At 61.9% G+C, this 13,487-nt stretch carries 12 protein-coding genes; 4 read left to right on the forward strand and 8 right to left on the reverse strand.

The window, feature by feature from the left end; translation table 11 throughout:
* The first annotated feature begins 26 nt into the window (after nucleotides 1–26).
* The gene (locus HWX53_RS17455) at nucleotides 27–470 is read left to right on the forward strand and encodes a MarR family transcriptional regulator (RefSeq protein ID WP_175943104.1); all 444 of its coding nucleotides are present in this window, start codon (nucleotides 27–29) and stop codon (nucleotides 468–470) included.
* Nucleotides 471–648: 178 nt separating this feature from the next.
* Here the strand turns inward: HWX53_RS17455 and HWX53_RS17460 are convergent, their stop codons facing one another.
* Both HWX53_RS17460 and HWX53_RS17465 read right to left on the reverse strand, forming a co-directional pair.
* Nucleotides 649–1,302, reverse strand: coding sequence for a PAS domain-containing protein (locus tag HWX53_RS17460; protein ID WP_175943106.1), 654 nt, complete (start codon nucleotides 1,300–1,302; stop codon nucleotides 649–651).
* Nucleotides 1,303–1,353: 51 nt separating this feature from the next.
* Nucleotides 1,354–2,340, reverse strand: a complete 987-nt coding sequence (locus tag HWX53_RS17465) for an ornithine cyclodeaminase family protein (RefSeq protein WP_175943108.1) — start codon at nucleotides 2,338–2,340, stop codon at nucleotides 1,354–1,356.
* A 165-nt stretch (nucleotides 2,341–2,505) separates the two neighbouring features.
* Here HWX53_RS17465 and HWX53_RS17470 point away from each other — a divergent pair, with 165 nt between their 5' ends.
* Together HWX53_RS17470 and HWX53_RS17475 are read left to right on the forward strand one after the other, a co-directional pair.
* Nucleotides 2,506–3,288 carry a transporter substrate-binding domain-containing protein gene (locus HWX53_RS17470; protein ID WP_175943110.1) on the forward strand — a complete coding sequence of 261 codons (783 nt, stop codon included), beginning with the start codon at nucleotides 2,506–2,508 and terminating at the stop codon, nucleotides 3,286–3,288.
* Between the two features lie 22 nt (nucleotides 3,289–3,310).
* Nucleotides 3,311–4,552 carry an FAD-dependent oxidoreductase gene (locus HWX53_RS17475; protein ID WP_175943112.1) on the forward strand — a complete coding sequence of 414 codons (1,242 nt, stop codon included), beginning with the start codon at nucleotides 3,311–3,313 and terminating at the stop codon, nucleotides 4,550–4,552.
* 147 nt (nucleotides 4,553–4,699) lie between these two features.
* Here HWX53_RS17475 and HWX53_RS17480 read toward each other — a convergent pair whose 3' ends face one another.
* Complete coding sequence (locus HWX53_RS17480) at nucleotides 4,700–5,779, reverse strand: zinc-binding alcohol dehydrogenase family protein (protein WP_175943114.1); 1,080 nt, start codon at nucleotides 5,777–5,779, stop codon at nucleotides 4,700–4,702.
* A 115-nt stretch (nucleotides 5,780–5,894) separates the two neighbouring features.
* Here HWX53_RS17480 and HWX53_RS17485 point away from each other — a divergent pair, with 115 nt between their 5' ends.
* Entirely contained in the window at nucleotides 5,895–6,671 is a 777-nt protein-coding gene (locus tag HWX53_RS17485) for a helix-turn-helix transcriptional regulator (protein ID WP_175943116.1), read from the forward strand.
* Between the two features lie 467 nt (nucleotides 6,672–7,138).
* On the opposite strand, the gene HWX53_RS17490 is transcribed toward HWX53_RS17485, so the two are convergent.
* From HWX53_RS17490 to HWX53_RS17510, 5 genes are all read right to left on the reverse strand, one after another.
* A complete protein-coding gene (locus tag HWX53_RS17490; RefSeq protein ID WP_175943118.1) occupies nucleotides 7,139–8,446 on the reverse strand; it encodes an MFS transporter in 1,308 nt (435 codons plus the stop codon).
* A gap of 117 nt (nucleotides 8,447–8,563) precedes the next feature.
* Complete coding sequence (locus tag HWX53_RS17495; protein ID WP_175943120.1) at nucleotides 8,564–9,418, reverse strand: class II aldolase/adducin family protein; 855 nt, start codon at nucleotides 9,416–9,418, stop codon at nucleotides 8,564–8,566.
* Nucleotides 9,419–9,569: 151 nt separating this feature from the next.
* A complete protein-coding gene (locus HWX53_RS17500) occupies nucleotides 9,570–10,283 on the reverse strand; it encodes a GntR family transcriptional regulator (RefSeq protein WP_175943121.1) in 714 nt (237 codons plus the stop codon).
* A 223-nt stretch (nucleotides 10,284–10,506) separates the two neighbouring features.
* Entirely contained in the window at nucleotides 10,507–11,517 is a 1,011-nt protein-coding gene (locus tag HWX53_RS17505; protein ID WP_175943123.1) for a PDR/VanB family oxidoreductase, read from the reverse strand.
* A 91-nt stretch (nucleotides 11,518–11,608) separates the two neighbouring features.
* Nucleotides 11,609–13,153, reverse strand: a complete 1,545-nt coding sequence (locus HWX53_RS17510; RefSeq protein ID WP_175943125.1) for a Rieske 2Fe-2S domain-containing protein — start codon at nucleotides 13,151–13,153, stop codon at nucleotides 11,609–11,611.
* Nucleotides 13,154–13,487: the final 334 nt, after the last annotated feature.

Genomic DNA, 13,487 nt, shown 5'->3' on the forward strand with positions numbered 1-13,487 from the left:
TTTCACTTGCTCCTGACGTAGCCAAATTGCCGACTAAACCTAGCGACCGCGATACGCTGTCGAAATATACGGGCAGTCTCGTGCGCCGTGCCCAGCAACGCCATGTCGCTGTGTGGCTCGCCGAGGTTTCCGCTGAGATCACGAGCGTTCAGTACGCGGCGCTCGAAGTGCTGCACAGGACGCCGGGCATCAATCAGCGGCAACTCGGCGATGAGCTCGACGTGGACCGTTCGACCATCGCCGATCTGGTCGCGCGCATGGTTCGCAATGGCCTTGTCGAGCGCTCGGACGATGCCGTGGACAAGCGCAGCTATGTTCTCTTCCTCACGCCGGCCGGAAAGAAGCAGCTTGCGACGCTGCGTCCGCGCGTCGAGGAAGTCGAGCGCATTCTCACAGCAAGGCTCACGCCGCGCGAATGCCTCGAACTCAGGCGGCTGCTGTCGGCGATTCTGCCGACGGATGAAACGTGACGCGGGCGCGCCGCCTGATTGATCGACTATCACACGCTCCGATAGACGCAAAGCAGACAGAGTCGAGCTAGCGCTCACAAACGTCCGGCTCAGAATGCTCCCGGTTGCATCCTTATCCATAGAGGACTCAACCGCTGGCCGCAAGCCGCGCGGGCTCCCTGCCGGCGCGGGTTACCGCCTACACGCTGTCTTTCATTTCACGCAGATGCTTGTACACGGTCGCGCGTCCCATGCCGAGCACTTTGGCCACGTAGTTCGCCGAACTCTTGCCCTTGAACGCGCCCTGCGCGTGCAGCGCCTCGACGAGCTCACGCCGATGTTCGCGCGTGAGCGAATTGAGCGCGATCTGCCGCTCGCGCAGCCAGCCGTGCAGAAACGTGTTGATGCGCTCCTGCCAGTCGTCTTTGAATAGCTCGACCGGCTGCGCGACGACGCCCGCACCGCGCAGGAAGAGATCGAGCGTCGAACGCATTTCCTCGAAAGCCGCGATGTTGAAGTTGATGCACATCACGCCGGCGGCGTTGCCTGCGTCGTCGAACAGCGCCGTGCTCACGCAGCGCATGCGGCGGCCGTCCCAGTTCAGCTTCTCGTAGGGACCGACGAGCCGGTCGCGCGCGGTGTCCTCGACATCCTCGAGCGCGGAGTCGTCGCCGATCTCGCGCTTCGACAGATTGTTCGACAGATACGCGACAGTCTGATCTGACAGATCGTGGATGACGACTTCCGCATAAGGAAAGAACAGCGTCGTGATGCTGTCCGCAATGTGCGCATAACGCGCGAGGAGCGCCTCTCGCGCGATGGCACCGGGCTTCGGCGTCTTGCGTCGTGACATTGACCGGGATTGGGGCATGAGTTCCAAAACGTTGAAAGCCGATGATACTGCTTAATCCGCGGCGCGCGGCTTCGCGAGATGGACATAGAGCGCGTGCGCGACCGCAATGTCTTCGAGGCCGAGGCCAATGGAGCGGAAGAACACGCTGCGCTCGACAGAAGGCGCCGGGCACGCGCCGCGCACGAGTTCCGCGAGATCGCCGCGAATCATAGTGGGCGACCAGCCGTGACACTCTTGCGCGATCACCATTTCGCCCGCGCTCGACGGCGTCGTCTGCCGATAGTCGCAGTAGACGTCGAGCGCATTCAGCGCGGCCGGATCGATCTCGTGCGCTCGAGCGACGTTCGTGCTGATCGAGGTGATGAGCGCGGGCTTGGTTAGCGCATCCAGGGAGAGCACCGGCGTACCCGACGACGTGCACAGCAGCACGACATCCGCATCGCGCACGCACTCGGCGAGCGATGCCGCGATGCGCACGCGTGCGTCGAGCGCCCGCGCTTCGTCGGCGCGTTCGTGGTCGTTCACCAGGCGTGGCGAATGGATGCGGATCTCCGACCATGCGCGCAACGGTGCAACGTGCCGCAGATGCGCAAGCGCGACGCTCCCCGAGCCGATGATCGCGAGACGCTCGCTCGACTCGCGCGCGAGCCGCGCGACCGCGAGCGCCGTCGTGCCCGCCGTGCGCTCGGTGGTGAGGAGCGCGGCATCGCACCACATGAGCGGCGCGCCGGTGCGCAGCGACATCAGCGCGGTCCAGGCGGTGACGATTGGCGCGCCGGGATGCACGATATACGGCGAGAGCTTTGCGCCAAAGACGCCGTGTTTCGCGAGCGCGCCGAGATAAGTGATGAAATCGCCAGCGCCGCCCGGAAAAGGCGTGAGCGTCTGCAGTGGCTGCACGGCACCGCCGCCGCCGAGCGCGTCGAACATGTCTTCGAGCGCCCCGTTGATGTCCAGAGACGGCAGCGCTCGCCGCACGTCGTCTTCGTGAACGATGAAAGGCGTCTTATCACGCGTGGTTTCGGACAGCGAATTCATGCGAAAGCCTCCGGTTCGCGCGGCCCTGGTCTCGCCATACAGCCGCTGTGGGTTGAGTAGACATTTTTGTCTATTCTAGACTTTTATTCTGTTTTTCGACTATATTTCCCATGGGCGCTCGGCGAAGCCCGGGCGGCGGACTACACACGAACTTGGGTGGCGACAATGAACTGGAAGATGATTTGCTTCGCGGGCGCGGCGGGTTTCGCGTTCACATTCGGCGTGGCGCACGCGGATTCGCAGACCTTGCGCTTCGGGGTCGAGGCGTCGTATCCCCCGTTCGAGAGCAAAACCCCGGCAGGCACGCTCGAAGGCTTCGATATCGACATCGGCAATGCCGTGTGCGAGCGGGTGAAAATGAAGTGCGTGTGGGTGGAGAACAGCTTCGACGGACTAATCCCCGCGCTGCAGGCCCGCAAGTTCGACGCGATCAATTCCGCGATGAACATCACGGCCAAGCGCAAACAGGCCATCGACTTCACGCCGCTCGTCTACGTGATGCCGATCCAGATGGTCGCGAAGCGCGGCTCGCATCTGGAGCCGACGCCCGCAAGCCTGAAGGACAAGCGGGTCGGCGTGCTGCAAGGCTCGACGCAGGAGGACTACGTGCGCAAGCACTGGGCGAGCGCAGGCGTGCAAGTCGTGACATACCAGAGTCAGGACCAGATTTTCGCGGATCTCTCGGCCGGGCGGCTCGACGGCGCGGTGCAGGAAGTGCAGACCGCGATCGACGGCTTTCTCGCGAAGCCCGAGGGCAAGGCCTTCGATTTCGCGGGCGGCCCGCTGACCGATCCGTCCACGCTTGGCGAAGGCACGGGCATCGGCTTGCGCAAGGACGACGCCGCGTTGAAAGCGAAGGTCGTCGCCGCGCTCGATTCGCTGAAGAAGGACGGAACGCTCAGCCAGCTCTCGCAAAAGTACTTCAAACGCGACATCATCGCGAAATAACCACTTCAGCAGGTTCTGCAACATGGCTCATGACGTGATCGTGCTCGGCGCGGGTATCGTGGGAGTGAGCGTCGCGCTGCATCTGCAGCAGCGCGGATGGGAGGTGACGCTCGTCGACCGGCGCGCGCCCGGCGAAGCGACGAGCTTCGGCAATGCGGGGCTGATCGAGGCGTCGTCAGTGGTGCCTTATGCGTTTCCGCGAGACCTGCGCACCGTGTTCAAGTTCGCGATGAACCGTTCCACCGCCCTGCGCTACGACCTGCGTTCCCTGCCCGCCTATGGGCCGTGGCTCGCGCGCTACTGGTGGGAGTCGGCGCCGGCGCGTCTCGCCGCCGCCGCGCGCGACATGCTTCCGCTCATCCGCAACAGCGTAGCCGAGCATGAGAAGCTGATCGCGCGCGCAGGTCTCTCCGATCTCGTGCGGCCCACGGGCTGGCTCGAAGCCTATCGTTCGCGCGAGCAGTTCGAGCGCGAGGCGAGCGATGCCCAGCGCATCGCGAGCGAGCACGGCCTGGGCATGAAGGTGCTCGATGCGGCCGCGCTGCATCGGCTGGAGGGATCGCTCGCAGACGGATACGCGGGCGCCATCCACTGGACCGACCCGCGCAGTGTCATCGATCCCGGCGCGCTGACGAAAGGATATGCGACCCTGTTCGAGCGCCAGGGCGGACGCATCCTGAGCGGGGACGCCGCGACGCTTCAACGGTCGGGCAGCGGCTGGCGCGTGATGACGTCGAGCGGGCTCGTGGAGGCGCAGGCGGCCGTCATCGCGCTGGGCGTCTGGTCCGGGGATCTCGCGCGCAAGTTCGGCTACCGCATTCCGCTAGTGGCGAAGCGCGGCTATCACATGCACTACGCGAGCGACGGCCGGGCCGCCCTATCCCGGCCCGTCGTCGATATCGAAAACGGCTATGTGGTCGCGCCGATGCGGCGCGGGCTGCGACTCACGACCGGCGTCGAACTCGCGTCCCGCAATAGGCCGCCGAGTCCAGTGCAACTCGAACGAGCAGAGCGCGTTGCGCGTCCGATGTTCGGCCTCGGGGCGCGCATCGACGACGCGCCGTGGCTCGGGATGCGACCCTGCACGCCGGATATGCGGCCGGTGATCGGACCGGCGGACCGTCATCCCGGTCTCTGGTTTGCGTTCGGACATGCGCATCACGGACTGACGCTCGGGCCAGTGACGGGCAGGCTGCTGAGCGAGTTGATGGACGGAGAAGCGGGCTTCACCAGTCCACATCCCTACCGCGCGGGGAGGTTCTAGCACTGCGCAGCCGGTGATGTGGACTCGGGGGAACCGTTGGACTTGCCGCGAACACTCGTCCTTACCGGCCAGACGCGATCGGACGTGGCGTTGTTATAAGAAAAGCCGGCGGGCTCGCAACGCGTGACCGAAGCGCAAGCGCGGGGTCTATGGAAGGACGACCGTCATCCTGAACGGGCCGCCATTCGCCGCAGCATGAGCGATGGCTTCGTTCACATCGTCGAGCTTGAATGACGTCACGTCGAAGAGACCGAGATCGAGCAGACCGCCGCGAATGAGGCCGGTCATAAGCGTGACCGCTTCCGGCGGATACATCCATTTGCCCCGCACGGTGATGTCATTGCGCATGATCCAAGGATAAGGCAAGTCGAGGCCGTCGCCGCCGAGCATGCCGACGCCGCCCATCAACACAACACGTCCGTAGGGCCGCACGGCCATCACCGCCGCGCGCACCGTCCTCGTGGTCGCAGATGGCGGCAGCAGGTCCATGACGCAGTCGATAGGGGCTCCGGCAGCCGCACGCATCCGTTCCCGATCGTCGTCCTCGTTGCCGGTTAGCTCCACTGTACGGATGCGTTCCCCGAACCGCCTTTGCAGATCTGCGAGCACGCCTTTACTGCGGCCCGGCGCGACCACGCAGCGCACACCCATTGCGAGGGCAACGGCGACGCACGCACTGCCGAAGTTCCCAGTCGCGCCGCTCACAAGCAAAGTCTCGCCAGCCTGCAAGTCTGACGCAAGAAGCCCGCCATATGGAACCAGCATGGTGTTGAGCGCGCACCATTTCGCGGCATCGTCGGGACCGATGTCACCGATGCGAATGGCGTTCTCAGTCGGCACGCGCATTTGTGCAGCAAACGGGCCGTGATGGAAATGCCGCGCGAGGCGCAGGCCCCCATCGCCGCGGGCACTCCAGCCCTGCAATGTAATGTCCGGTGTGAGCGCGTCGTCGCGTGAACGAACTGTCGGATCGCAGAATACCCAGTCGCCTGTTCTCAGATGCGTGGCGTCGGGCCCGAACGCGCGCACCCGACCGATAGCCCCGCAGCCTGGCACGATGGGTAATTCGATCGCGTAGCGGCGCTCGCCGCTGAATACTTCTCGCGCATAGGACAGTACTGGTGCGGCAACGACGTCGACGATGACTTCGCCGGTGCCCAGCGAAGGATCTGCTACATCTTCAATCGCAAGCGGCTCGCCAAGCGTATTCAAAATCGCTGCTTTCATCTGGGTTTCCTTCAATGGTGGTCAGGAAAGTCCATTCTGGCAGGCGTAAAATCGCTAACAAGGCCTAGTACTATCCTGGGATTCCCGCGTACCTGCTTGCAAAGGAAGGACGGTCGTGACAAAAGTGAGCCGAAGCGAGTTTGGCGATTTTCTGCGCTCACGGCGCGAGAAGCTGAGTCCCGAGTCCGTGGGACTCAATAACGGCGGCCGGCGGCGTCGCACGCCCGGACTGCGTCGCGAGGAAGTCGCGGAACTCGCGGGCATCGGCGTGGACTGGTATGTGCGGCTCGAGCAGGGCCGCACGGTAAGCCCGTCCGATACCACGCTCGAAGCGCTGGCTCGCGCGCTAAGGCTCGGCAAAGTCGAGGCGGCGCATCTGCGCGCACTGGCACGCAGCGGCGATCAGCAACCCTTCACTCGCGAGAGCGTGCCGGCACCCATCGCGAATCTGATCGCGACACTCCAGCTACCCGCGTATGTCACAGGCAGGCGTTGGGATCTGCTGGCCTGGAATGTTGCGGCGGCCGATCTGCTCGGCTTCGACCGTCTCGCCGAAGCGGATCGCAACATTCTGGTGTTCATGTTCATCGAACCGGATTCGCGACGGCTATTCGGCGCGACCTGGACCAGCGAGGCGCGTCGCATGATCGCGTTGTTTCGCGCGACGCATGATCTCTATGCTGACGATCCGGCCTTTGTCGAACTGGTCGAAAGACTGCGCGCGCACAGCGCCGAGTTCGCGAAATGGTGGAACGCGCACGATGTTCGAGGGGGCGCGTCCGGGCAGAAGGTGCTGACCCATCCTGAGCGCGGCGCGGAACGCTACGACTACGCGAGCTTTCAGGCGAACGACGACCCTGCGTTGAAACTTGCGATCTATACGCCCGCGTGAAGGAACGCCTCACGCGCGTCAAGCTCGGTTCGAGCAGGCTAGACCCACCGACGACAACGCGACGAATGCCCCGCATGTGCTTCGCCGCTAGCCGGACGTCGAATATTAGTGGTCCGACGCCGGGCGTCCGTTCTTGGCTCTTTACCGTCTGAGACACCACGGCCGCCTCGGCCAGCCAGTAAGCGTCGCTCTCGGACGGCAGTCGACTCATTGCCGCCCGTCGCGCCACCGAGCTGATAGCGGCGACTAGCAGGCGAAATCCGGCCATCGGCATTGCCCACCATAGGGTACGGGTCTGAGGTGGTATGGCCTGTGTGCCCACGATGCGCGTGTCGTCAACTCGCACCATCGTGCTTGGCGCGTGCGTTCGCCGCGTCTGGTAGCGACGAACGCACGCATTACCACCTGCGACCGTGCAATTGCCGGTGAAGCAATGCTGTTGCCGACGACCGCGCCGGCACCATCGGCTACTTCCGCCGAACATTTACCAGTGTCGCGGGAACCAGCAAGACCAGCACGCCGCCGACTACGAGACTGGCAGAAAGCCCAAGCACACCAGCTCCCGCGGAGCCCGTGGCGGTTTTGATCACACCGATCAACGATGGGCTCACAACCCCCGAAATGCTGCCGACCGAGTTTGCAAGCGCGAGTCCTGCCGCGGCCGCCGCACCGCCAAGGAAAGCTGGCGGCAGAACCCAGAACTGCGAGATGGTCGTCATGACGCCCATCGTGCCGAGCGTCAGGGCCACCATAGCCAGCAAGGTCGAGTTCGCAAACCAGACGCTCAATGCGAGCCCAAACGCGCCGACGAGCCCAGGAACGATGAGGTGCCAACGACGTTCACCTGTCCTGTCAGATCTGCTACTGACGAAGACCATCGCCACTGCGCCGGCTGCATACGGAACAGATGTCAAAAGCCCGACATTGAACGGGTCAGACACGCCGCTGGACTTGATCAACGTCGGAAGCCAGAAGCTGACGCCGTACAACCCCATGGTATAGAAGAAGTAAATGGTGCTTACCAGCAGTACCTTGGGATTGAGCAAGCCATCGCGCACGGAGTGAAGCGCGGTCGATGAGGCTTCATCGGTGAGCGACTGCTCCAGGAAGTCCTTCTGCCCTTCGCTCAGCCACTTTGCATCGCGTACCTTGTCGTCCAGATAGAAAAACGCCGCCACACCCAGAAGCGCGGTAGGAATGCCTTCCAACAGAAACAACCACTGCCAGCCGGCGAACCCGTGAGACCCGTTGAACGCAGTCATGATCCAGCCGGACAGCGGACCACCAATAACGCCCGACATCGGAATGCCCGTCAGGAACAGGGCAGTGACTTTAGACCTGCGTGACGGCGGAAACCAATAGGTCAGGTAGAGCACAATCGCCGGGAAGAAGCCTGCCTCGGCGACGCCTAACAGGAAACGCATGATGTAAAACGTCGTGGGGGTCCTGACAAACATCATGCCGGCAGAGATCAACCCCCAGGTAACCATGATGCGGGCTATCCAACGCCGGGGGCCGACGCGAAGTAATAGTAGGTTGCTTGGAACTTCGAAAAGGAGATACCCGACGAAGAACACGCTGGCGCCAAACCCATAGACCGCCTCGCTGAAGCCGAGGTCGCTCAACATTTGCAGCTTCGCAAATGCGACGTTGATACGGTCGAGATACGCGAACAGGTAGCAGACGAAAAGAAAAGGAAGGAGGCGCCACGTTGCTTTTGCAAAGACGGACGTGTCGGCACCTTCTACATAGACGGCGGGGCTGTGGGAACTCAATTGGTGTCTCCTGGGTAGCCTTCAGTATCGGCGGGCGCGTTAGGTGCTCTTCTCCGCCGGGTCGCATCCTGCACGCCCGCAGTCATACGGCGCGCAGGTTTGCCGTCACAGCGGTGTTCAATCGAACATGTCAGGTTGAGTCGCGACCAGGTCTGTCCAGATCGTCTGGAAGTGCAACCACCCGATGTAGTCGCTGCCGACATGCTCGCGGCTATACCGGGCGCGTTCGGGCGTGACTTCGCGGGGCGTGATACCCGTCGCTTCGATCATCAACTGTTGTTGGCAACAACGTTCCAGCGCGATGAACCAGAAAGCGGCGGAATCGATGCTATGACGGCTAGCGGTCAAGAGGCCATGATTCTGATGAATCGCGGCCTTGACGCCAGCAAAAGCATTCGCAACCTTATTGCCACCCTTGACTTCGACCGCCACCTTGCCGGCCTCATCGCCAATGACGACGTGATCTTCGAAGAACGCAGCCGCGTCCTGAGAGATCGGCGCCAAAGGCTTGCCGAGCGATGCGAAGGCGGTCCCATAAACGGTATGAGCGTGGCACATGGCAACGATGTCAGGATGCTGCTCGTGAACCGCGGCATGAAGAACGAACCCCGCGCGGTTGATTGCGTACTCTCCTTCAACGACAGTGCCGTTATGATCGGCGCATATGAGATTCGACACCTTGACCTGCGAGAAGTGAACCGCCATCGGATTGGTCCAGTACAGGCCAGGGTTCTCCGGATCCCGCACTGTCAGGTGACCAGCGAAGCCGTAATCGAATCCCTGGAGCGCGAAAGCACGGCAAGCCGCGACCAATCGCTCCTTCAAATACTGGCGATGTGCCGCAACGTCCTTGAACTGGGGAATCGTCGGGAAGATCAGGCCATCCTGTTCGGGCTCATAGATCGAAATCTTTCCCGGCTTGAGAATCGATTCTTGCTTGGACTCCGCCTGTGGCTCGGCAACTGTGGACATGTGGGCTCCTGGATTGCAATGGTTGGATGAATCGTTGCGCCAAATCAGCGCTCGTTAGCTATTGAGAAGCTATTAGTCGTAAGCGAATCATGTAGTACATCTAACTGCATCGCGTTTATCGCGACGTGCTATGACATCATCTTGTCAAGCCTCAGCCGGCGAGAGCTTCGTCGACAACACGCAGGTCTTGGTGGCTATTGCGCGGCCCCAGCAAGAGGTCAAAATCGTCAATGAAATGGGCTTGAGCCCTTTTGGTGTGGGCATCGGACAAGCTCATCGCAAGGCTCGCGTCTCCCCGCTCGATAGCCTTTGCGATTGCGGCGTGCTCGTCCCATATCGACTCACGTTGCCCGGACACCTGCAAGCTCGCGCCCATCACGCGTCGAAGGTGAACCCAATGCACGCGGGCGGTGTCACTGATCAGCCGATTGCCCGACGCCGCGTACACTGCGAAGTGAAACTCCATATCGGCATCTATCATGGCTCGCACATTTCCAGACGCCCAGGCCTTCCTGCCGCGGCTAAACAGCTGCGGATCTAGCGTGGCCTTTTTATTGGCGGCGAGTCGCGCGGCCAAGGCATCGAGGGTAGCGCGAACTTCATAGAGGTCACTCAGCCAATCTGAGTTCAAGGGTGCGACGAGCACTCCTCTGCCCGGGGCGTCTTGAACCAGACCGTCTTTCTTCAACAGGCGAAGCGCCTGAAGAACCGGCGAGCGCGATACCGCGAGTTGCTCCGCAATATCCTCTTGCGTGAGGCGTGTGCCGGGAGGGAGCGAGCCATCGCAGATCGCATCCGCCAGCGCTTGATAGACTTCCTCCACATAATCCGGTCGCGAGCGAATCTTCAGCAGGCTGGGTGTCATGCCTTATCCCCATTCATAGTCATCGAATCGACATAACGGTGGGCCATTTCTAGTCCCTGTAACGGTCTGCCACTGAGTCCTTTGCGATGCACGGAGCGTCACGCCAACGCCCTTTTCTCGTGCGATGCTGCGACTCCGCGTCGGCTTGAGTGCGCGCTTCCCGACATGTCCTGTTCATAGAAAGTTCGCATGGCGGCAGTGACTGGTCTTGTGACGCGTCGCTCTATAGGTCAAGGACCAACGTTTTGCTCACTGGCCGCGAGACACAGACGGTCAGAAACTCCTCGCGTTCCTCGTCGCTCAGGATGAAGTCGTTGTGCTCGACCTCGCCCTCCAGGTAGCGGACTTTGCATGTCGCGCACAGTCCAGCGCAACACGACGTCGGGACGTCAACGCCAGCCTCGCTGAGCGCATCGCACAGGCTCTGGTCGGGCGCTACGTGGAGCACCTGACCCGTGCTTGCAATGGTTACCTCGCAACCTTCGGTACTTTCCGTTTCCGCCGGCGCGCGCTTGGGCTGCTCGGGCGCCTTGAAGTGCTCGAAGTGAACGGTGCCCTTCGGCCAATGACTCGCTGCCTCGGCGCACGCCGACATGAAACCCGCCGGGCCACAGTAGTACACGTGCGTGCCCGGTTCCGGTTGGCTCAGTAGTGCACGCAGATCCAGTTGGTTGTTCGCCAGGCCGTCGTCGAAGTGGTAGCTCAGTCTTCCCGCAGCGTGCATCGCCTTGAGTTCGTCGCTGAACGCAGCAGCCGACGGGCTACGAGCGCAGTAGTGCATTTCGAAGTCGACGCCCCTCGCCTCCAGCTCGTGGGCCATCGCCTTCAACGGCGTCACACCGATGCCGCCGGCAATCAGGATGACCTTCGTGGCGTCGGAAGCCAGAGCGAAGTGATTGCGCGGCTGACTAATCTTGACGATGTCCCCTGCGCGTATCGCTTCATGCACCGCTCGGGACCCGCCTCGACCGTTCTCGTCCTTGAGTACAGCAATGACGTATCGCGTACGGTCGGCCGGAGAATTGCACAAGGAATACTGGCGGATTGCGCCGTTGCTCAGGTGAATGTCAATGTGAGCGCCTGCCTCGAATGGCGGCAGTTCGTGCCCCACCGGACTCGTCAATTCATACGAGTTGATGCCCCGACCCTCGTATCGGATCTGGCGCACCCTGACCTCGAGCGTTCCAGCCCCGACGTCCTGCACGGCCTCTTCTCGTTCCAATAGTGTTTCCATCGTCAGTTCCTTGCTCGCGAGTGTTGATCGATGAGGCCGGACGGCTCACGGCGCGCGTGCTTCCCGCGCCGGTGAGACAGCCGGCACTCGATCAGCCTTTCAGCGACTGTTCAAGCTCTGCAAACTTGCTGCGAACGAACTGGCCGCGCTCCTCGCCTTTCATGCTTTCGCTTTGATTCAGGATTTCGACGACGGACTTCAGTACCTTGCGTCGCCGGGCGACCTCCTCTTGGACAGTCGCGCCTTCTGCAATTTCGAAAACATTGCCCGAGCAGAAGCTGTTGGGTGCCCCGCCCAACTCTCGGAACCATTCGGCAAAACCGCGAGCCGACGCAGCCGGGTTGCTGCCGCGAACCGCGTCGCGCAACATCTTTCGGAACTGATACAGTCCCGCGTCGAAGCGGGTGGGGTTCTCGAGCGCATGAACCGCGATAGGACGTTGACTGATAATGGCCTCGTAGTCGCCCGGCGCGTACTGGCATTCCTTGTAGTTGTGTCGCTCGCGGTGGTTCGACGGAATCGGGGGCATGTCCTCGAGCTTGTACTTGCCGAACCGCTCGGGCCGGCGCATCGCGACCTGACCTTCGAGAAAGTCGATCGTCTCATACCCAACCATCTCCTTGTTTCCGATTCCGCGCGTATCGATGCCCGGACCCATCACCCGCCACCCGATCATTTTGCTGTTCTCATCGTCGACCGGCACGGTCCAACGGATGATGTGAAAGCGGCTGAAGTACTTCTTCTTCGAGCCGTCTTCCGACGTGTACGCATGCAGGCTAAGGTTCGGCAGAACTTGATGCTGAACACGAATGAACAGCTTGTCCTTGTCCACCCGACGCGCGCCCGCGCACGCAAGGCTACGGCCGTTCTGCACCGGAACGAAGTTCATATCGGGGGCGACTTCCATGGAAGCAGCGCCGACCTCATCGAACGTGGTGCCTTGATAGTTGCCGCCGACGACGTTCTTGCCGGCGTGCAGCGCAGTGGGATGATAGTTATCCGCCGCGTTGTCCTGCACTTGCAGCCAGTTGCAATGCTGGAAGTTGCTATACGGCACGAGTTCATCGCCCGGAAGAACCGTGTAGTCGCCCTCCCACTCGGGGAACGGCGGCTCTTCGTCGGGCGGCCCCATATAGGCGAAGACCAGGCCATTGCGCTCGACTGCCTTGTAGGCGCCCTGACGGATGGAGCAGGCGTAACGCTCTGCTTCCTTTTCCTCTCCTTTCGGGAAGGGAACGTGAAGGCAGGTGCCGTCCACGTCGAACACCATGCCGTGATAGCAGCACATGATGCCCTTCTCCTGAATAGCACCGTATTCGAGGGAGGCACCGCGGTGAACGCAGTGAGCATGCAGGACACCTACACGGCCGCTCTTGTCACGGAATGCGACGAGTTCCTCATTGAGGATCTTGAGAAAACGCGGCGTATCGGTCAGTTCCATGGACATGCAGACCGGGTGCCAGAAGCGGCGCATGAATTCGCCCATCGGAGTCCCCGGGCCGGTCTCGGTGAGCTCCGGATCGTGGTCCGGGACTTTATTCGTGTAATAGCCGCCGAAGGGGATCAACTTCTTGGCCACCGGCACCGAACCGCCCGTGCGTTTCTGCTCGTCCATCTTGTCCGACTTGACGCTCATGTCTCTTGCCTCCGTAATTGATCGGGGATCGCGGCGACGGATGTTGGTCGCCTGCTTGTACGCTGTCTTCCGTGTTCTGAACTCTGTATCCAAAGATTATGCGCACTTCCTGCGTATGTCTCTATGGGTAAACACGGAGGCGATGCACCGACAACACGGTGCGCTCGGCGTGTGACGCGCCCGAGCGCGAAGCCGACTTCGAACTCGGCTCGCAATCGAGCAAGCGTTTGCAGGAGGCGAGGGACGGGAGACGATAGCTGCCCTAGAGGGCAAGCAAGGGGTTATGGCGAGGAGGTCACCGCCGCGACAACGGTGACGCAGAAGGACTGCCCAA

The sequence above is a fragment of the Caballeronia sp. BCC1704 genome (assembly GCF_902833455.1).
Taxonomy (GTDB): Bacteria; Pseudomonadota; Gammaproteobacteria; order Burkholderiales; family Burkholderiaceae; genus Caballeronia.

Coding starts and splice junctions, on each gene's coding strand:
- HWX53_RS17460 (WP_175943106.1), bottom strand. CDS start 1,302: ATGTCACGACGCAAGACGCCGAAGCCCGGTGCCATCGCGCGAGAGGCG.
- HWX53_RS17465 (WP_175943108.1), bottom strand. CDS start 2,340: ATGAATTCGCTGTCCGAAACCACGCGTGATAAGACGCCTTTCATCGTT.
- HWX53_RS17470 (WP_175943110.1), top strand. CDS start 2,506: ATGAACTGGAAGATGATTTGCTTCGCGGGCGCGGCGGGTTTCGCGTTC.
- HWX53_RS17475 (WP_175943112.1), top strand. CDS start 3,311: ATGGCTCATGACGTGATCGTGCTCGGCGCGGGTATCGTGGGAGTGAGC.
- HWX53_RS17480 (WP_175943114.1), bottom strand. CDS start 5,779: ATGAAAGCAGCGATTTTGAATACGCTTGGCGAGCCGCTTGCGATTGAA.
- HWX53_RS17495 (WP_175943120.1), bottom strand. CDS start 9,418: ATGTCCACAGTTGCCGAGCCACAGGCGGAGTCCAAGCAAGAATCGATT.
- HWX53_RS17500 (WP_175943121.1), bottom strand. CDS start 10,283: ATGACACCCAGCCTGCTGAAGATTCGCTCGCGACCGGATTATGTGGAG.
- HWX53_RS17505 (WP_175943123.1), bottom strand. CDS start 11,517: ATGGAAACACTATTGGAACGAGAAGAGGCCGTGCAGGACGTCGGGGCT.
- HWX53_RS17510 (WP_175943125.1), bottom strand. CDS start 13,153: ATGAGCGTCAAGTCGGACAAGATGGACGAGCAGAAACGCACGGGCGGT.